The following is a 21,374-nucleotide window of genomic DNA, read 5'->3' on the forward strand; positions in this document are numbered from 1 at the left end:
TCATGAAAATTAATATTTATATGGGTCATCGTCTATTTTTTTTACATCTTCTTTTCTATTAGCATAAGCCTCTTTAACTTCATTTTGTTTATGCGTTGAATTACTGTGATCACTAAATGGATCATCATCCTTTATTTCTCTTTCATTATAAAGGGAAGTTTTAGGTTTTTTAACCAATAACATAATTCCAGAAACAATCCATAATATAGTAGCAATCCAATTTCCAAATAATGAAATGACACCAATAATAATTAAAATAACTCCTGCTACTTTAGATTTTTTATCAATCCACTTTGCTGAAAGAATTGCTAAAACTAATAGGACTATACTTAAAACCAATCCAATTATTAGGAATATATTAGTCAGTTGAGATGAAGACGCTGCTTCACTAGCTGTCATAGCACCATCTTCAATCATACTTTCTTTAACAGTTTCCATATTCATAAGAAATAGCAATAAACTTATTCCTAAAACCGTTAGAATTTGAAAGCCTATACCTATCCATGTCATTACTTTTTCTGCTGTTCGTTTAATCATAATTTCACGCTCCTTCTAATCTTTAACAATTGTTTTCACTAAATTTCATTATCGATACTTTCAATTTTACTTAGCACTTTTTCAATCTCTTTATTTTTGCCTTCATACCAATCTATTGTCCAAATTCTATGAATGTTCCAACCTAATCCTTCTAAAACACTAGGTTGTATAATATTTCTATCATTTGCTGTTTGGGCTTGATAGTAATTCTGTCCATCAATTAAAATAGCTAATTTATATTTATCATTATTGTCTGGATCAATAATCGCTAAATCAATTTTAAATTTAGAATTACCTAAATGTACTTTTGCATTAATACCTCGATTATATAACTCCTCTTTAAGAATAGTAGCAATTCCATTTTTATCATCAGAGACACTACTATTTATTGAAGGTAATGAACCGGCATTTCTAGCATATTCTACAAATCCTTTCAAACCAATTACACCCTCTGCTTTTGTACGTTTAACATCAATATGCTCAGGATTAAAAGAGGTTATAATTTTCATTTCTTTTCTTGCTCTAGTAATTGCTACATTTAACCTTCTCCAACCCCCACTATTATTTAAAGGGCCAAAATTCATAGTCATTTTCCCTTCTTCGTCAGGTCCAAATGTAGTTGAAAACAGTATAATGTCACGCTCATCACCCTGTACATTCTCTAGATTCTTTATAAAAACTGGTTCTTTAGAGCTAGTATTTTTAGAATCTAGTAAAGGGTATTTTGTTAGTTCATTATTAAATAAATCTTCAATAGTATTTTGCTGCTGTATGTTAAATGTAATAACTCCTATACTATCTTTACTATCCCTTTTCAAATGACGAATAATAATTTCAACAACTGCTTTTGCTTCTATTTCATTATTTCTCTGAGTTCCACGTTTATAAATTCCTTCTACATTTTTAAATGAAACTTTCGAATTTAAAGCATTTGATGAAGGATATGTCTGTAGTGAGTTATTATAGTAAGTTCGATTACTGTAATGTATCAGACTTTCATGTGTAGAACGATAATGCCATTGCAGATATTTTTCTGGAAAATTCGCGGCTAAACAATCGTCTAATAAACTTTCTAAATCTTCCATTTCTAGATTATCTTCATCCATATTATTAGCTCCAAAGAATGTGGTTGGAGGCATTTGTTTAGGATCGCCTACTACTATACAGTTTTCTGCTCTTGAAATCGCACCTATTGCTATGTCAGTAGGAATTTGTGATGCTTCATCAAAAATAACTAAATCATACTTAGGAAAATCAGGATCTATATATTGAGCTGTTGATAACGGACTCATTAACATTACTGGAAATAAGTCTTGTATAACATTTGATGTTTTATTAAATATTGTACGAATGGATTGACCTCTAGCATTACTTCGAATCGCTTTTTGTAATAATAAAAATTCTGATTCAAAATCTTCGTTATTTCGTTTTTCTTTAATATTTTGAGTAGCTTTATTTACAGTATTATTGATACTAATTTCATTAAATTCTCTTTCTTTTTCTTTAAGTAATTGAATTTTTTGTTCTATTTCAAATCCATTAAAGGAATCTAACACTTCATATTCAGAAAAATTTATTCTGATTAAATTTTCAATGATATCCTTCCAAACTATCATTTTAAGTTTATAACTATTTTCTTCATCGAAGAATTTTTTTCTCACGTTTATTTTTAATATTTTTTCTAATTCATCGAATTGTTCATTAATAAACGTCCAATTTTTAAAATCTGCCATACTAGTTTTCCATTTTTCCATTTTAGTTCTTAGTTTTTCTAATTGTAAATCTTTTAAAAATTGTTCATCCAAATTATAATCATTAATTAAACTGTTTGAAGATGATCTTAGTAAAGCAAGGTTTTCTTTGAATAAGTTAAATTCATTTGGGTCCTCTATAACTAAATTCATTAAATTTTTTATTATGTTCTTTTCTTCTTCATTTTTATTATGAAGATTAATATCCTCTATAAATTGGATTTGTTGACCTAATATAACTAGGTCAGTATTTCTCCCTTTCCAACTATTACCAAAAGAATTAATAAAATCTTCATTTCTTTTTTGTAAAGCTTCTCTTGCCTTTTGAAATTCACTAATAAGTTGTAAATCATCGACAAATTCTTTTTCCTCTAATTCTCTTGGTTGCAATAATTCTATAGCTAAATTGTCTATTAGTTTTTTTATTTTTTTACTTTTGAACATTTTTTTATTCAAATCTGCATATTCTGAGTTTAAATATTGAGTATTGATATCTAATACTTTTTCTTTATACTTGTTTAATAATTTATTGCTTGTATCCCTATATGTCGTTAATACTGCACTAGCGTAATTATAAGCACTTTCTAATGTAACTTTTTTGTATAGACTATACATATTGTCACTTAAAGGCTCACTAAATTTGTATTCTTCTAATTTATTAATCTCATTTTCAAAGTTTTGAATATGCTTAATTGTTTGCAAATCATTAATTTTTGCATGTTTTTTTATTAATATTTGTAATTGAGAAATTGACGATTGTAACTGCATTATAATTTCTGGAAACTTATCTCTCTTTGAAATACTATATTTAGTAACTTTAAAATCACTTAAAGGATGATTATTTTTACTATATTTAAGCTGATTAACTGTATTATCAAGAATAGTAGTAATATCATTAACTTTCACTAAATCTGAGTTTTTAAATGTTTTAACTATATTAGATTTCAAATTTATATTACTAGGAATTGAATGATATTTTTCGTGTAACTGTATTAATTCATATAAGCTGTATCCACTTAATCCTTTTTTATGAAGGGCTTCAACATAATCACTTAATTCATTTTTCAATTTATATAATTCATTAGATTTGTTGTCAATATCTAGATTTTGTGGTTCTAAATTATGAGCTAAACTTTTTTCTACCTTATCTAAAAATACAGATTTTTTTGTCTTGTTAGAGTGTAATTCTAATATAAAATCTTCTAACCCTAATTTTGTCAAACGATCATTCACAACATTTAAAGCAGCTCTTTTTTCAGCAACAAACAAAACTTTTTTTCCTTTGTTTATATTATGAATAATCATGTTAGTAATTGTTTGAGACTTTCCTGTGCCAGGAGGTCCATGTAATACAAAGCTACTTTGATCACTTGCTTTAATTGCTTCTAATTGCGATGCATCTACTAAACTCCCAGTACTCAATTCATGAGGTTTATCTGTTTTCTCTATATTACGAGCATTTATTTCTTCTAAATTTCTGTCAATTTTATAGTTACCTTTGATTAAAGCTTGGACGTTAGAATTAGAACTGATTTCTTCCTTCCTTGCTTGTAAATCATTCCACATTACAAATTTACTAAATGAAAAGTTGCTAATTGCAGCTATTTCTTCTATGTCCCAACCTGCTTTATCCATTATTGTTTTTCTTATTGATGAAAATAATAGGGGAATATCTATACCTCTATCATCTTTAGGTAAGTTTATAAGATGTCTTAAGTCTATATTGAATTTTTGTCTTAAGTATTCTACTAATGTGACATTTAATTGAGGTTCATCATCACTTAATTCAATTTGAAACTTACTACTCGCACTTTTTTTCTCAATTGATAACGGAAGTAAAAGCAATGGCGCTCTATAGAATTTATTTGTTGTTTCTGGTTCACACCACTTCAAAAAACCAATTGCAATAAATAAAGAATTAGCACCATTTTCATCTAAATTAGATTTTGCTTTTCTATATAGTGATTTTAATTGCTTTTCTAGCATATACTCAGTTAAAAAACTTCTGATTCTATTTTCCTTAAAATCTGCATCTATCATATTTTTAAAACGTGATTTTAGCGCTTTAGAATTAATTACTGAATTATTTGCTTCTTCTAAAGTTAAAATTTCTGGTTTTTCAATGACTTTAAACCTTTCATAACTGGATAATTCATCTTCTAATGACGCTAGGTCATAAACCATTAACTGAATGGCACTTTTATTCATTCTAAAATTAATCATAGAATTCCTAAGTGTTAAATCCAACAAATTTCTACTCCAGATATCTGTTTTTTCAATAGAATCCAATTTAAATTCTACATTTCCTAATCTTTCAATAACTGTGTTAGGTGCTTCTGTTACAGTTTTCCTATCTCCATAACCTTCCATTATATAATCCGATTGATCTGATTTTGTCATTATAGGTGTAATGCCATATTGCCTGCCACTTGTAACATCTACTACTCCTTCAAAATTATAAGGACTAACCAAATTTTGATGAGCTATTATTATCGCATCTTCAAAAGAAGCATCGTTACCATTTACTAACGACGTTGTTTCAATAACTTCTATATCTTTAATATCTTGAGATAATCGTTTAGATATTGTTGCGTAATCTGATATATAAGGTTCAGTAAAATTTTTATCTAGTAACCAAAATCCTACGAAGGCATGATCTTTAATAAATACAACTAATGGATGTAAGCCTATTGCTTCTAAACAAGCAGCATATAAAAACGCTAAATCTAAACACGTTCCATTTTTATACTGTATAATTTCCTGTGGATAACGAATATTTTGTCCAAACCTTTCAAAACTTGCTGGAGGGTTTTTATAAGCAATATTATCTTTTTGTAATGCTGCATAAATAGCTGCAGCTTGTAACCTTACTTTTTCACTTTCACCTGCTTGATAACCAACAAAACTTGGATCCCCAGTCCATTCTTTTAATTTCACACCTGCCTCAGCAACAATTCTTCTTATTTCATTATCATTAGGAACTATATACGTACATGTAAGTTCTGGATAAATTTTAGTACCTAACCAATGTTGATAAGGTAATATATTGATTCTATAAGGCTTTTTATATAACGTTTCATTATTTTCATCTACAATTTCAATAAAAAAATGTGTTTTAATCCTTTCAGTAATTTCACGGAAATAATCATAATTATAAGAAATACTTGGTTTCTGTATCAACACATCATTCTCTATATCAATAACTTCTATATCTCGCTCAAATTCATATATAAAACCTGAATTAGAATATATTTTTAATTTTGCATTTGTCAACTCTATGTCTTCTGATTCATTTATTATATATATATTATTTATAAGTGAAAAATCGTTATGTGCAAGTGAATAGTTAATCATTTCTATAAAATCAACTTTGACATCTAACTCTAAATGAGCAAATTTGGATGCTTCCATCGTTGCTTCTCCCCTTTTAATTCATGTGTAATTATCAATTTTTTAAAAAACACCTTATAGTCAATATTAATAAATTTAAATCAATTTTACTACATATTTTCAATTATATATATATAAAAAGAACCATTTTAATATTCCACCTTACGATTAATGTTTTATACTATCGTTATTCATATTAATTAACAATTTTATTCGTGAACTAGAGTAACCGCAATTCTGTATTAAACTCTATATTTGTAAGCACCTGAATTTTAAAATGAAATAAATCCTAACTAGTCAAATAACTAGTTAGGATTTATTTATACTTATATTTCAATTTTTTTATTTACTAAACTTCTTAATTTAAATCGTTTGTCTATTTCTAATTAAACGTTTTTCCAAAACCTACAATGATATCTTTATATTGATCTAATGAGTCTACTACGGCGTATTCACCATCGCCATGCCGCGCATCACCAGAAGGTCCAAATTCAATTGCAGGCACATCAAATCTAGAAAAATATCTTGTATCAGCAAAGCCATGCTGTCCAAAAATATTGGCTTCTTGATTGCCAGTTACAGATTTAATTTCTTTTACAAGATGTTGAATATAAGGATTATCTATTTCATTTTTCACACTCGGACCTGACATATGCACAGCTATTTCATCATCTGTAACACCTTTAATTTGTTCTAGAATGTCATCTTTATCTTGGTTAAGTAAATAACGAATATCAATTGAAAGCGTACATGCATCTGGTACTTTGTTATAAACCTTACCACCAGCAATTTTAGCGAGATTGATAAGCTAATTAAGTTATAGAAAATCATTCAGTAAAGGTAATATAATTTCTCTTTTTAACTTTCGTATCTTATAATCAATGAATTAAGAATGAAATTATTAAAATAATAAACATATTATACGATAAGCACTTATCATTCCAAATGCGATGGTAAGTGCTTTTTCTCATGCTAATCACAATGATGTACATAAAACGGAAATGCATTTGTGTCTAATGAGTGTACAACTCTTTGATGAGCTGTGCTAAATTAGAGTCAACAACAAGGGAGGGATTCAAAATACAAGCAGAAAACTTTAATATCATTACCGAAATGATTAAAAATCCGAAAATTAAAGGCAAAGACTTAGAAGTAATGTTCAACATGTCTCGTAGACAACTTGGCTATCGAATCCAAAAAATCAATGAATGGTTAACTGAACAAGATTGCCCAACGATTGAACGCACAAGCCAAGGATTTTTCATCGTTGATGATATAATCAAAAATTTTCTTAATGTATCAATTGAACCTATTCCACAGGAAGATGAGCAAGTATATACTGCTTACCAACGCGCGCATCTCATTTTACTGATGTTGTTTAGAGAAGATGAAACATTGTCATTAAATCACTTTGCAATCGATTTAAAAGTAAGTAAGAACACAGTGTTAAATGATTTGAAAAAATTAAAATTATTACTAGAACCATATGATGTCACTCTGAAATATTCACGGCAGGAGGGTTATTATTTAGTCGGTAATGAGTTTGAAATTAGAAGACTTTTAACACGCTTAATTGATAAAGTATTCACTTTAAATATTTCAAAAGATGATATTTTAGCAAGTTTAGCGTTGCAAGAAGAGAAACTTCAAATCATCGATTTTCAAATCAACAAAATCGAACAATATTTAGAGAATAATTTTATTGATCAAAGTACTGAGACATTACGCTACAAACTCTATTTCATTATGAGAAGAATTCAGCACGATAAGATCGTCTCACCTTTTTCAATTGGATACGATGACCTTTCCGACACTGAGGAGTATCGAGCAACTGAAATACTAACTTCAAACTATCCTGATATACCTCGGCAAGAGAAATTATTTATAACATTGCAACTCTTATCAACAAGTGTGCAATGGTCGGAATTAGATGATGTGAAAGTTTTACCAGAATTAAAAACTGCACTACAAAGTATGCTTGATCAATTTGAGAAAATCACTTTTATCACTTTTGAAGATCGTGAAACATTGGTCAACCAATTGTTATTTCATATGAAGCCTGCCTTTTACAGAATTAGATACGAGTTATCTGATGTCGATAGTTTACAGAATAATCTGAAAGATAATTACAAAGAATTATTTCATCTTGTTAAACTCTCTTCTAAACCTATGGAAAAGTTCTTTAACCAACCATTACCTGATAATGAACTCGCATATCTAACCATACTCATTGGCGGTATTTTAAGAAGACAAGATGAAGACATCGACAAAAAGGTAAAAGCTGTTGTGGTTTGTACACAAGGTACATCAATTTCTCAATTGATGTTACAAGAATTGCGTAGTGTGTTTCCAGAATTCATATTTTTAGATGCATTATCACTACGTGAATTTAATCAGTATACGCTAGACTTTGATATTGTCTTTTCACCAATGCACGTGATGACACACAAAAGATTATATATCACGAAAGCTATATTAACTGCCAAAGAAAAACACGACCTTCGTCAGCACGTATTCGGTCAACTCAACAATAGTTTCGAGACAGACATACACGCTGAAAAGATGTTAGCCATGATACGTGAACATGCTGATATTCATAACGAAGATGCTTTACTTAATGAAATTAAAAACCAATTTGATGATATTCATGCATATGCTTCAATCAAATCGTCTTCAATTTCGTTAAATGGTCATTTGAATTTACAAGATTTATTACCGATACACCATATTCAATTTGCATCTCATGTTTCAAATTTGGAAGAAGCAATTCGACTAACAGCTGAACCACTTTCTAGTCAAAAGTATATAGATGCAAATTACATCGATTCAATGATTCAATCTTTTGACGATACTTATATGGTTATCAATCAACACATCGCCATACCACATGCTGAAAACGAACAAAACGTAAACCGTACGTCTATGAGTATGTTGGTATTAGATGAACCATTAACGCTAAGTACAGGTCTGAAAGTACAGGTCTTTGTGGTTATCGCAGCAACAGATAAATTCAAGCATTTAAGACCTCTACTACAGTTACGAGATTTAGCACAAGACAATGAAAGTATGCAAAGCATTATACAAACAGATTCAAAGTCCCAAATATTTGAAACAATTAAACAATTTTCAAAAATAGACTAAAGCAAAGGGGTTGCGTCATATGGAAGGTTTAACAGTTGATGCCTCGAATGTTGTCATTGGTTTAGAGGCCACAACAAAAGAGGACGTATTAAGTCAATTAGCTGATTTAATGCATGACAATGGTTACGTAAAAGCATCATACAAAGATGCAGTCATCGAAAGAGAACAATCATTTGCTACAGGGTTACCTACAGTTTATTGTTCTGTAGCTATCCCACACACAGATATTCAGCATGTGAATTCAAAATCAATCAGTGTGGCTGTCCTTAAAGAAACAGTGCCCTTCGTCATCATGGGCGAAGTTGAAGAAACAACCGATGTGAAATTAATCTTTATGCTCGCAATGGATAAAGAGGATGCTCAGTTATCATTACTTCAAAAATTGATGGGTATTTTCCAAAATGATCAAATACTTGAAACCATTGCCAATGCAACAGATAGCAATCAAGTCGTAGAAGTTATTGAACAAGAATTAGCAGACGCATAATCATTCAATTTATTAATAAAAAATATAACAGGAAGAGAATTTAAATATTAAGTTCTCAAATTAGGAGGAATTTATTATGAAACAAGTATTAGTAGCATGTGGCGCAGGTATCGCAACTTCAACGGTAGTAAATAACGCAATCGAAGAAATGGCAAAAGAGCACAATATCAAAGTAGATTTAAAACAAATTAAAATTTCAGAAGTTGGCGTTTACGCAGATTCAGCAGATTTATTAGTTACAACTGCAATGACGCAAAAAGAATACGACTTCCCTGTCATTAACGCACGTAATTTCTTAACTGGAATTGGCGTTGAAGATACTAAAAAAGAAATCTTAGACGCGTTACAAGAATAATAAGTCATTTAATTTAACATACCGAATCAATCGTTGGGATAAATATTAAAAAAGAAGTTCATGGTTATATCAAAATGGCGTCTTAATTTATACCAACATCACTTTATATTAAAGAGGATGGTGTAAGGGATGAGTGGATTTGTAGATTTTATTCAAGCTTTTCTAGATTTAGGGGCAACAGTAATCCTTCCAATCGTTATATTTTTACTAGGATTATTCTTTAGGCAAAAAATCGGTGCAGCATTTAGATCCGGTTTGACGATTGGTGTCGCATTCGTAGGGATTTTCTTAGTTATTGATTTACTTGTAAACAACTTGGGACCCGCTGCTCAAGCTATGGTTAAAAACCTAGGAGTAAGCTTAAATGTTATTGATGTGGGTTGGCCAGCAACATCATCTATTGCATGGGCATCTGTTATCGCAGCATTTATTATTCCTTTAGGTATTGTGATTAACATTGCCATGTTACTGACAAAGACTACTCGAACAATGAACGTAGATATTTGGAACTTCTGGCATTATACATTTATGGGTGCCATGGTTTACGCCGTATCTGATAGCATTTGGCAATCATTAGTGGCTGCAGCAATATTCCAAATCGTCTGTCTGAAAGTGGCTGATTGGACTGCACCAATGATGAGTGAGTTCTACGATTTACCTGGGGTATCGATTGCCACAGGTAGTACAATTTCATATGCGCCAGGTATTTTCTTAGTCAAAGGTTTACAAAAAGTGCCTGGTATCAACAAACTACATGCAGACCCAGAAACGATTCAAAAACGTTTCGGTGCATTTGGTGAATCCATATTCGTCGGTTTAGTACTTGGTTTAATCATTGGTTTGTTAGCTGGTTACAACGCTGGCGATGTTATCAACCTTGGTATGTCAATGGCTGCCGTTATGGTGTTAATGCCTCGTATGGTTAAGATTTTGATGGAAGGTTTAATGCCTGTTTCCGAATCTGCACGTACTTGGTTAAACAAACGCTTTGGGGATCGTGAAATCTATATTGGTTTAGACGCTGCGGTTGCATTAGGCCACCCAGCAGTTATCTCAACAGCTTTAATTTTAGTTCCGATTACAGTATTATTAGCAGTTATTTTACCTGGTAACCAAGTCTTACCATTTGGTGACTTAGCAACAATTCCATTTATTGTCGCATTTATCGTAGGTGCTGCACGAGGTAATATCATACACTCTGTTATTGTCGGCACAATCATGATTGCCATCTCTTTATATATCGCAACAGATGTTGCACCGATATTCACAAGCATGGCAGAAGGCACAAACGTAAATATGCCATCTGGCTCAGCTCAAATTTCAAGTCTTGACCAAGGTGGTAACATCTTAAATTACATTATTTTCAAATTCTTTAGTTTATTTAATTAACAGATAGGAGCTGACATTACATGAAAGCACTCGTTAAAACTGAACCAGGATTCGGGAATCTAGAAGTCTTAGATAGAGAGAGACCTTCACCGAACGCAGATGAAGTAAAAATAAAGGTCCATTATGCAGGCATTTGTGGCACGGATGTGCACACGTATGAAGGCCATTATAAAGTGAACTTTCCAGTGACACTTGGCCATGAATTTTCAGGAGAGGTTGTAGAAACAGGCGCTAATGTCACTGATTTTAAAATTGGTGACCGCGTCACTTCTGAAACAACATATTACATTTGTGGTGAATGTGAATATTGTCAAAGTGGTGATTATAACTTATGTAATCATCGTAAAGGTTTAGGCACACAACAAAACGGTGGCTTTACGCAATATTTAGTTGCACGTGCAGCTAGTGTCCACCGTATTCCTGATAATGTTTCATATAAAGCAGCATCTATGACGGAGCCATTAGCTTGTGCCCACCATGCCGTTTCTAAAATTGAAATACAGCCTAACGATGTCGTAGTCGTTATGGGGCCTGGACCTATTGGATTACTTGTCGCGCAAGTCGTTAAAAGTAAAGGTGCAGAAGTCGTAATCACTGGATTAGATAATGATCAAACAAGATTAGATAAGGCAACAGAACTTAAATTAGATCATGTCGTCAATATTCAAAATACTGATTTAAAAGACTATGTAAACAGTATTACGAATGGTTATGGTGCAAACGTAGTTTTAGAATGTTCTGGTGCAGTACCCGCTGCCAAACAAGGTTTAGATATCTTACGTAAAAAAGGACAATATGTCCAAGTTGGTATCTTTAAAGATCCAGAAATTTCTTTTGATTTAGAAAAAATCATACAAAAAGAAATACGAATGGTCGGTACGAGAAGTCAAAAACCAGACGACTGGGAACCTTCTTTACAACTATTAAGCAGTGGTGATGTTAATGCTGAAGCGTTAGTCACAAATGAACTTGATATTACGCAATGGGAAGAAGGCTACAACCATATCAAAGGTGGAGAAGGCATCAAAGTACTCCTTCGCCCTATCGATTAACTTGTTTCAAATAACCATCATTTAGCAATTAAATGATATAAGGAGATAATTATTATGGTAGAACATATGTTAGATTTCATGCTTGGGCCATTGAGAGGTATTACAGATTTATATATGAATAACTTACTTTATTGTAATATAGTCGTTTTTCTTGGTTACTTCGGCGCAAAATTTTTTAAAAAGAAAAAAGTTACTTCTGAACAAAATTAATATTCAGAAGATAAGAGGTGAAATACTTTGAAAGCTTTGAACCTATACGACATTGAAGATTTAAGATACGAAGAAACAAAACCGCCTGAAATTGAAGACAGTAACGATGTCATTATTAAAGTGATTGCAACTGGTATATGCGGTTCAGACAATTCTCGCTATAAGAAGCTAGGCCCTTATCGTGAAGGCATGACATTTGGTCATGAATTTTCAGGAGTTGTAGAAAGTATAGGCAATAACGTTAATCATGTGGCAGTTGGCGATGCAGTCACGGGTTGCCCAGCTATCGCTTGTCACGCCTGTGAACAATGTGAAAAAGGTGAATACTCTAGATGTGAACATTTATATGTTATTGGCTCTTATGAACCTGGCTGTTTTGCAGAATTCGTTAAACTACCTGCAAATAACGTCTTAAAATTGCCAACTAATGTAGACTTTGATACAGCTGCTATGGTCGAACCTTCTGCAGTAGTAGCACATGGTTTTTATAGAACAAGTATGAAACCTGGGGCGACTGTAGCTGTTATAGGATGTGGCAGTATCGGTTTGCTAGCCATTCAATGGGCTAAAATATTTGGTGCCGCTAAAACGATTGCGATTGATATCGACCCAGATAAATTAGCAATTGCTAAGACGCTTGGCGCAGATTATACGATTAATTCTAAAGCAGAAAATTTAGATGACGTTATCGCTACTATTCCTCATAACATAGATGTCGCTGTTGAATCAGCAGGCTCACCATTTACGATTGGACAAGTCTTAACGTTACCAGCTAAAGGCGGGGAAGTCTTACTGCTGGGCATACCTTACTCCGATATTGAAATGGATCGTGTTCATTTTGAAAAAATATTACGTAATGAACTTAATGTTATTGGATCTTGGAACGGCTTATCCGCCCCATTTCCAGGCGAAGAATGGCATGCGTCCCTTCATTACATGTCTACAGGAGAGATTCAAGTGGATCCGATGATTTCAGATCGCTTAGATTTAGCAAAAGGTCCTGAAACATTTGATGCATTAGTTAATAAAAAGAAACATTTTGATAAAGTAATCTTCCACCCATAATTAAAATCTAACATTGCCATAATTATTATCAAAAAGTCCTAACACTGATGACAGTATTAGGACTTTTTGATGCATATTTATATCTACACATATTTTACGTTACTGTACTTTCATAAAGCCATTGCCTAAGACATCTCTCACATCATGAATAACAAGAAAAGCATTTTCATCGTGAGCATTAACGATTTTCTTAATTCTTGATAATTGGTTTTGCGGTACAACGACATAAAGCACATTCGTCTCTTTTCGTTCATAACCACCGACTCCATTCAATAATGTTGAACCTCTACCTGTTTCTTTATTAATCCCCTTACTAATTTCATTATTATAATTTGAAATAATTGTAATTGCCTTTTTAGGATTAAAACCTTCTATTACAAATGACATACTTTTCTCAACGATAAAAAGCATAACAATGGTATATAAAACATTTTGCACGGGAAGGATGAATAAGAAAGATAACACAATGATTGAATCAAGCATAAACAACGCTTGAGAAGTTTTGATCTCAGTATACTTGTTTATAATTTTAGCAATAACAGATGTGCCACCTAATGTACTTCGCGCTGAGATTACAAGTCCAGTACCGACACCAAGTAGTAAGCCGCCAAACACTGTGCTTATAAAATCAGATTCAATCTGCATATTAAATGATTCAGTTAGTCCTAAAAATATTGAACTTGAAATTACTGTAATCAATGTGTAAACTGCTGTCGTTTTACTTAAATATTTCCAACCTACCGCAATTAATATCATATTTATAATTAGTGAGGTAATTGCCGGTGATAAGCCTAGTGTATATTTTAGATTTAGCGAAATACCTACTGTACCACCCTCCCCTAAATTAGCAGGAATTACAAACACATTAATGCCTATACCTATAAGAAATGTTCCTAAAATACAGAAACATATATTTTTAAAATGGATTTTGTACAACATCCCAATAACACCTCATTCCTTTTATTTGAAAATCACTCATTCCTACTGTTTTATTTCATTTATATTGATCGGCTAGGAAGCACGACATAAAAAGAAACTTTTCAGTTATTAACCAAAAAGTTTCGAAGATATAATTTTTCGTTATTTTTTTAACACAAGTATATATCATAGTAGAAATGATCATCTATTTCAATTGAATAAGGTTAATTTGTTTTATAAATTGTAATTGAATCCGTTACTTTTATTATATATTAGCAATAGCGTTGAATTAAAAAGACAAATCAAACGATATGACTCGTCCGATTTGTCTTAGTATAAGTTGAATATTTTAAATATTATTCTTCTATATCAATATTATTTATTGCTTCCTTAGAGTTAGAAATAATACTTGGAATTATCAAAATAGTTAGTAGGAGTCCAAGTATAATGTAAATACCTATATGACCCATCCATGCCCCAATATTCCCTATGATTACTCCAATTACTCCAAAATCAATATCGCCGAATGTAGTATTTTTAAACCCTAAATCCCCAAGAACCGGTAACAGCATTGCAGGTAAAAATGTTAATAACAAGCCATTAACAAAAGCACCAATAATTGACCCCTTTCTTCCACCTGTTGCATTACCAAAAATTCCCGCCGTTGCCCCAGTGAAGAAGTGAGGAACGAGACCAGGAATAATAAACACCCCAGCTGTAATACCGACTATAAACATTCCTACTATGCCTCCTGCAAAACTACTAATAAAACCAATTATTACAGCAGTTTGAGCAAATGTGAAGAAAACAGCACAGTCGACTGCCGGCACTGCATTAGGAATGACTTTAGTAGCAATACCTTGAAAAGCAGGAATTAAATCTGCAAGAATCATTCTTACACCGGCATATACTATTGCAACACCAACTGCGAATTGTAAACCTGTAATTATTGCGTATAGATAGGGTGACTTTCCATCTGACAAAGTTGCTACGTATTCACTCCCAGCTGCTATAGCAGCAATCAAGTAAATAATCATCATAGTTAAAGCTGTTGAAATAGTGGTATTACGTAAAAAACTCCATTTTTCACTTACTTGTATATCTTCGGTGCTAGGACTATTTTTTCCAACTTTTGAACCTACATAAGCAGCTAAATAATAACCTAAACTACCAAAATGACCAACCGCTAAATCTTCATTATCTGTTACACGTTTCGTATAACGTTGTCCAATAGCCGGTGATATTGAACTCCAAGCTCCTAGAATAAACCCACCAATAAGTACTAAACTTATTCCCTTGAAATCCAATGCTCCTAATACTGCAGAAAGTAAACATGCCATAAAAAAGCTATGATGACCTGTTAAAAATATATACTTAAATCTAGTGAATCGCGCTATTAGGACATTAAATACCAACCCTACAATAAGTATGCTCATTGTTTCTACACCTAATACTTCCTGAGCTACAGAGGTGATCGCTTCATTATTAGGTACAACACCTTTGATATGAAAACCCTTCTCTATCATTTGAGACAATGGGTCTAAAGACATTACAATTACATTTGAACCTGCAGTAAGCATTAAATAACCCAGAATAGGGCCCATTGTTCCTGTAAACACTTTATGTCCAGGTGATTTAAGTGCTAACAAACCAATCATAGCAATCAATCCCATTAATATTGCTGGTTCACTAATTAAATCTTTAAAAAAATATAATATCTGCATTTTATCACCCGCTATAAATTATTTACTTAACTCTTGCATTGTTGTTAACAAATCTTCTGTTATTTTCTTTTTATTAGTATAACTTCTTACAAGAGCTACTTTCTGACTTTCTTTAAAAATACTTGCTAATTCTTTAACTGTCACAAATAAATCTGCATCTTTACCAACTGCTGCATTCGAATCTATCGATTCAACATCCACTTCTAAATCATTTTCTTTTGCAATTTCTTCCACTTTCATTTTTAGCAATAAACTACTACCAATACCATTTCCACAAACTGTTACAACTTTTAACATAATGATTCCTCCTAAGAATTTATATATTTATCTATCACTGTTGATAAGTCTATTTCATTATCAGCCTTAATAATTTCCTCTATTTTTTTATTATCATCGATTACTTTAGACAATTGTTGTAATAAACCTAAATGTTCATTATTATCAACAGCTGCAAGAACAATAATAATATGCACTTCTTTCTCTTCATCAAACATCTCTTTTTTATCTAGGTTAAAATCAATTGGCACATTATTTTTCAATAAACTCAAACCAATTTTATTCACACCATTTTCTGGTCTTGCATGTGCTATGGCGACGTGTGGCGCAATAACAATGTAACTACCTAATCTATTTACTATTTCGATCATTGCATCAATATATTTCAACTCAATATAACCATTATCTTTTAATGGCTGAGCAGCTAATTTAATTGCTGATTGCCATCCGATTTTTTCTTCTATAATATTTATGTTCTCTTGTTTAAACAGCACCATCAAACAACCCCCTTTTAAATTCACCAATAATTTAAATGTGATATTAATATATTGTTCAAGGCTTTAAAATTGAATTTTAACCATTAGCATTCCTCTTATCCATAGCTTTGAAATACCATGTAAACAATAATATATAAGCCACTAATGATACTATAGCAAAAGTAACAAGAGCTAAATCCATTGTATCCCAAGCTCTACCAATTAACACACCCAACATTTTTTCAATTGGATCTGAATCCACAGATGAAAACATTTGATTTTCAGAAAGTCCTGATGGAAATTCACCTATTTTTTTAGATGTATTTGTTAGATAATTAGATATCATCGTCGCTGCCCATAAAAATAGTGGAATGAGTATTGTCCCAATCACTGTCATCCTTATTACTTTTCCTTTAGTGATGAGTAACAGTGCAGGAACTAATACTGTCATTAAAATACCACCAAGTGGCAAAACATTATTTCCAGGTAAGAACATTGCAATTAGTAATAATAATGGAGCTAAAATGTTTACTACAGCCCATAGTTCGGCGCTAGCTGCAAGTATCGGCCAATCAATCCCAATGAACAACTTTCTATCCTTAAATTTTGAAGTCATCAATGTACTGATTTTCTCGGATAAAGGACCGATAGCAGGACCAAACCAACCACCAATATATGCAAATAATTCTAATACCACGCCAGTGGTAAAGCCTAGTGTCAAAATTTCTTTCACTGATTGCTGACCAAGTATTCCAATAAACGCCCCTAAATAAACACCTATGGCAAACTTACTACCCCAAAATCCAATTTTTCTATTCAAGGTTTCTGCATTAAAATCATATTTATCAATAAAAGGTAAATATCTATTAATAATTTTATCTAATATTAATACAAAAGGTGCGATAAGTAGTGACGGATGTGCAGTAGTAGTAACATTTTTCTTATCATATTTTAATACATAATTAATCGAAGGTTTTAGTGCATCTGAATTTTTCAACATAAAAATATAAATCAAAATAACAAATAAACTAGTAATTATAATGTTATGTGCATAATATTCAATCAATAAACCAATAATAGATATATTCCAAATGTTGAATAAATCCACATTCAATGTTTGAGTTTTGTTAAAAAATAGCAAAACTAAATTCGTAATGATGCAAATAAGAGCAAAATATAATGTATAGACTGATCCCCAAGTAATAACAGCCATAGGCGCCCAACCTAAATCAGTAATATTTAAGTTCACACCTGTAGACTCTACAAAAGCATTTAAAGCAGGTCCAAGTGCTTCAGTAAGCAACGATATAGCAGCAGTCATACCAGTTAAAGCTATTGCCATTCTAATTCCACTTTCTAACGATTTAGAGAATTTAACACCAAATCCTAATGAAAGCAAAGTAATGATTACAAACATAATTGCTGGACCGCCTAAACTGATAAAACTTTCGAAAATATTATTAATAAAATCAATCATGCTCTCCCTCCCTTTTGATGTAATCGGTTACAAAAGATGGTTATTTACATAATAACCTAATAATATTTTGAATTCAAGTTAAATTGACATAATATTCAGAAACTTATATACTTTAATGTAATCGGTTACAATGAAGAGGGTGAAGTTTATGGTTACAATAAAAGATGTAGCAAAGATGGCTGGAGTTTCTACTGCTACTGTTTCTAGAATACTTAATAACCGTCCCGGAACTAAACCAGAAACAGAAGAAAAAGTTAAAAAAATAATTGATTTATTAAACTACAAACCTAATCACATTGCTCAATCTTTATCTAATAAATCTTCAAATTTAATTGCTTTAATTATTCCAAATTTAAACAACCCATATTTTTCAGACTTAGTTAATTTATTAGAGTCTTCCGCTAATAAATATGGATATAAACTTTATTTATGTAATAGTAATGATAATGAAGAAAATTTAGCATTCTTCTTAGAAAGTATCGTTAATAATTATATTAAAACCGTTATAATTAATTCACTAGCAGTCACGCAAAATGATATTAATTACTTAGAAAATAATGGAGTAAAAGTCATTACAATAGATCGAACAAATATTGATAGCCACCCTAATGCTATATCTGTAAATCACTTTAAAGGTAGCTTTTTGGCTACAAAATATCTTATTAAGGAATGTAATTGTAAGCATATTTTATTCCTTTCTGGAAAAATGAATGAACGATCATCAATCAATCGATTTAATGGTTATCAACACGCCGTCAAACAGTATATCACGAACGGCAACACATATTTGTCAGAAGGTGATTTTACTTGCGAGAGCGGTTTTGAACTAACAATTGATGCTATTAATAAACCTAATTCATACGATGCTATTGTTTGTGCAAATGACGCTATGGCTATAGGAGCTATTCGAGCGTGTTACCAAGAGGGGGTTTCTATTCCAAAAGAAGTACAAATAGTTGGATATGATAACTGTCACTTATCTCAATATACGACTCCTAGTCTAACGACTGTCAATCAATTAAATAGTGAAATTGGAGATTCTATTATGAAATCTATACACGAAAATGAAATCATAAAATTTGAATACGAACCAAAAATAGTTGTGAGGGAAACGACGAAATAATTATTATTAAGGGGCGCTGATTATGACTAACGAAATTATTACTATGGGAGCTATTAACCAAGATATATTTCTTAATGCAAATAGCTTTCCTAATCATGGTGACACAGTATGGTTAAAAAGTATCAATAAACAAACCGGTGGTAAAGGTGCAAATCAAGCTCTGACATTATCAAGGTTAAATAATGACATACGCTTTATCGGAGCAGTTGGTGATGATGATAACGGTCAAAACATGCTAAAATATTTTAAGAATCTTCATTTAAATACTGACTACATTCAAGTAAAACAAGAGGTTGAGACAGGAACTTTCTTCATCATATTAGATAGTACGGGAGAAAATACAATGCTTGGCACTTTAGGCGCTAATAATTTGCTCAACAAAAAAGATGTTGAATGTGCATTTGAAAATACAGAAGCTAATTATTTTTTACTTCAGCTAGAAACAAGTAAAGACTCCATTTTGAGTGCATTAAAACTAGCTAAAAGTAAAGGTATTACTGTAGTGTTAGATCCCGCACCATCCGATGGATTCAACATCCAATATCTTAAATACGCAGATATTATTACGCCAAATCAACAAGAGGCAGAAACCATCACTAAAATAAAAGTCACTGATAAAGATACTGCACTTGAAGCCGCAAAAGCTATTCACAAGATGGGCGTTGCAACCGTTATTGTAAAAATCGGCGCCCAAGGATCTGTTATTTACAATGATAATATAGAAGCTTTTATCCCTGCTTATCATGTTAAAGCTATAAATACTGTTGGTGCGGGGGATGTTTTTGCAGGTGCACTTACCTCTGAATTAAATAATGGTAAAAGTTTAGAGGAATCAGTAAAATTCGCTACTATAGCTTCTGCAATTAAAATTAAAAGTTCCAAAACACAAGAAGCCATACCAACTCAAGATGAAATAGAAAAGTTTATAGAACAGCATAACTAAACTTAAGAAGCATTCATACTAAGTATGAATGCTTCTTATTTAAGTCGTTTCTCTTTCAACTAGAGATACTGGCAACGTTACATGCATATCTTTATTATATTCATTCTTATTACTTATTAAATCTAAAAGTATTTCTGCTGCTGTTTTTCCCATAAGTGGCTTATCTTGTTCTATTGTCGTTATACTTGGATAGCTATATCGAGATACTGATACATTATCAAAACCAATAATTTTAACATTTTCAGGGACTTTTACATTATTACCTTTCAATGCATGTAATGCACCAAGCGCAATCCAATCATTTGTAGCAAAAATACCATCAAAATCATATCCTTTTTTAACCAAATCATCAATAACCATTTTAGCATCATCGAAATGCGTATTATCAAGATTAATAACATCTCGTTCATCAATTGCAAATCCATTTTTTTCTAAGGCTTTGCAATACCCTTTATAGCGTTCAATTGAGGTGGATGTATTATTTTTGTTTTTTAAAATTAAAATCTTTTTACAATTTTTATCAATCAAATATTGCGTTGCTATAAATCCTCCTTTGAAATTATCTGATTCTACAATTGCAATTTTTTGCTCTACTGCTGGTTTTCTATCTATACAAACAACAGGAATATCACGTCTAACTGAAGTATGAAGTGTATCGTTTTTCCCCGAAATATAAATTAAACCATCTACGCCTTTAGAGTCAAGACTTGCCAAGTAATCCAATTCCTTCTCTTGCTCACCATTTGTATTACAAATGAACACTGTAAAGCCGCTTTTTTCAAAGAAGTATTCTTCTATTTCAGCAACTATAGATGCAAAAAATTCATTTTTAATATCTGGTACAATAACTCCAATTGTATTAGTTTGATTTATTCTTAGACTCTTAGCCACTAAGTTCGTTTTATAGTTATTATCTCTAATAACTTTTAGCACTCTTTCTTCAGTTTCTTTAGAGAACCTGCCATTTTTATTAATAACTCTTGAAACAGTTGCTACCGATACACCACTAATTTCTGCAATTTGTTTAATTGATAAATTTTTCTTTATCATACATGCACCT

At 31.6% G+C, this 21,374-nt stretch carries 18 protein-coding genes and 1 pseudogene; 9 read left to right on the plus strand and 10 right to left on the minus strand.

Annotated elements, in window-relative coordinates:
- Positions 1–9: 9 nt before the first annotated feature.
- From NSR03_RS12750 to NSR03_RS12765, 4 genes and pseudogenes are all read right to left on the minus strand, one after another.
- Positions 10–537 carry a DUF4064 domain-containing protein gene (locus NSR03_RS12750; protein ID WP_002506412.1) on the minus strand — a complete coding sequence of 176 codons (528 nt, stop codon included), beginning with the start codon at positions 535–537 and terminating at the stop codon, positions 10–12.
- Between the two features lie 38 nt (positions 538–575).
- Positions 576–5,699: a DUF4011 domain-containing protein gene (locus NSR03_RS12755; protein ID WP_065367530.1), complete on the minus strand. Its 5,124-nt coding sequence runs from the start codon at positions 5,697–5,699 to the stop codon at positions 576–578.
- A 361-nt stretch (positions 5,700–6,060) separates the two neighbouring features.
- A complete protein-coding gene (locus NSR03_RS12760) occupies positions 6,061–6,330 on the minus strand; it encodes a hypothetical protein (protein ID WP_002506410.1) in 270 nt (89 codons plus the stop codon).
- Between the two features lie 27 nt (positions 6,331–6,357).
- Positions 6,358–6,483 (minus strand): annotated as a pseudogene (locus NSR03_RS12765) (peptidase dimerization domain-containing protein); the annotation flags it as partial.
- 230 nt (positions 6,484–6,713) lie between these two features.
- Here NSR03_RS12765 and NSR03_RS12770 point away from each other — a divergent pair.
- The 7 genes from NSR03_RS12770 to NSR03_RS12800 all read left to right on the plus strand — a co-directional run bounded on the left by NSR03_RS12770 (position 6,714) and on the right by NSR03_RS12800 (position 13,377).
- A complete protein-coding gene (locus NSR03_RS12770; RefSeq protein ID WP_069821175.1) occupies positions 6,714–8,819 on the plus strand; it encodes a BglG family transcription antiterminator in 2,106 nt (701 codons plus the stop codon).
- Between the two features lie 19 nt (positions 8,820–8,838).
- A complete protein-coding gene (locus NSR03_RS12775; protein WP_002506408.1) occupies positions 8,839–9,306 on the plus strand; it encodes a PTS sugar transporter subunit IIA in 468 nt (155 codons plus the stop codon).
- Between the two features lie 76 nt (positions 9,307–9,382).
- Complete coding sequence (locus NSR03_RS12780) at positions 9,383–9,661, plus strand: PTS sugar transporter subunit IIB (RefSeq protein WP_002506407.1); 279 nt, start codon at positions 9,383–9,385, stop codon at positions 9,659–9,661.
- Between the two features lie 129 nt (positions 9,662–9,790).
- A complete protein-coding gene (locus NSR03_RS12785; protein WP_002506406.1) occupies positions 9,791–11,050 on the plus strand; it encodes a galactitol-specific PTS transporter subunit IIC in 1,260 nt (419 codons plus the stop codon).
- Between the two features lie 20 nt (positions 11,051–11,070).
- Positions 11,071–12,102: a zinc-binding dehydrogenase gene (locus NSR03_RS12790; protein ID WP_002506405.1), complete on the plus strand. Its 1,032-nt coding sequence runs from the start codon at positions 11,071–11,073 to the stop codon at positions 12,100–12,102.
- Between the two features lie 54 nt (positions 12,103–12,156).
- Positions 12,157–12,312 carry a hypothetical protein gene (locus NSR03_RS12795; protein ID WP_002506404.1) on the plus strand — a complete coding sequence of 52 codons (156 nt, stop codon included), beginning with the start codon at positions 12,157–12,159 and terminating at the stop codon, positions 12,310–12,312.
- A 27-nt stretch (positions 12,313–12,339) separates the two neighbouring features.
- Positions 12,340–13,377, plus strand: a complete 1,038-nt coding sequence (locus NSR03_RS12800; protein WP_002511676.1) for a galactitol-1-phosphate 5-dehydrogenase — start codon at positions 12,340–12,342, stop codon at positions 13,375–13,377.
- Between the two features lie 99 nt (positions 13,378–13,476).
- On the opposite strand, the gene NSR03_RS12805 is transcribed toward NSR03_RS12800, so the two are convergent.
- The 5 genes from NSR03_RS12805 to NSR03_RS12825 form a co-directional block, all read right to left on the minus strand.
- Complete coding sequence (locus NSR03_RS12805) at positions 13,477–14,316, minus strand: YitT family protein (RefSeq protein ID WP_002506402.1); 840 nt, start codon at positions 14,314–14,316, stop codon at positions 13,477–13,479.
- A gap of 335 nt (positions 14,317–14,651) precedes the next feature.
- Positions 14,652–16,019: a PTS ascorbate transporter subunit IIC gene (locus tag NSR03_RS12810; protein ID WP_069821130.1), complete on the minus strand. Its 1,368-nt coding sequence runs from the start codon at positions 16,017–16,019 to the stop codon at positions 14,652–14,654.
- A gap of 18 nt (positions 16,020–16,037) precedes the next feature.
- Positions 16,038–16,316 carry a PTS sugar transporter subunit IIB gene (locus tag NSR03_RS12815; protein WP_069821131.1) on the minus strand — a complete coding sequence of 93 codons (279 nt, stop codon included), beginning with the start codon at positions 16,314–16,316 and terminating at the stop codon, positions 16,038–16,040.
- Positions 16,317–16,327: 11 nt separating this feature from the next.
- Positions 16,328–16,792, minus strand: coding sequence for a PTS sugar transporter subunit IIA (locus NSR03_RS12820; protein WP_069821132.1), 465 nt, complete (start codon positions 16,790–16,792; stop codon positions 16,328–16,330).
- A gap of 76 nt (positions 16,793–16,868) precedes the next feature.
- Entirely contained in the window at positions 16,869–18,248 is a 1,380-nt protein-coding gene (locus NSR03_RS12825) for a PTS transporter subunit IIC (protein WP_069821133.1), read from the minus strand.
- Positions 18,249–18,378: 130 nt separating this feature from the next.
- On the opposite strand from NSR03_RS12825, the gene NSR03_RS12830 reads away from it, so the two are divergent.
- On the plus strand, positions 18,379–19,371 hold the full coding sequence (locus tag NSR03_RS12830) for a LacI family DNA-binding transcriptional regulator (RefSeq protein WP_256092633.1): 993 nt from the start codon (positions 18,379–18,381) through the stop codon (positions 19,369–19,371).
- A gap of 22 nt (positions 19,372–19,393) precedes the next feature.
- Positions 19,394–20,314 (plus strand): PfkB family carbohydrate kinase, encoded by a 921-nt coding sequence (locus NSR03_RS12835; protein WP_069821135.1) that lies wholly within the window; start codon positions 19,394–19,396, stop codon positions 20,312–20,314.
- Between the two features lie 39 nt (positions 20,315–20,353).
- Here the strand turns inward: NSR03_RS12835 and NSR03_RS12840 are convergent, their stop codons facing one another.
- Complete coding sequence (locus tag NSR03_RS12840; RefSeq protein WP_069821136.1) at positions 20,354–21,364, minus strand: LacI family DNA-binding transcriptional regulator; 1,011 nt, start codon at positions 21,362–21,364, stop codon at positions 20,354–20,356.
- Positions 21,365–21,374 lie beyond the last annotated feature (10 nt).

The sequence above is a fragment of the Staphylococcus sp. FSL W8-1207 genome, from assembly GCF_038003745.1.
Classification (GTDB): Bacteria; Bacillota; Bacilli; order Staphylococcales; family Staphylococcaceae; genus Staphylococcus; species Staphylococcus equorum.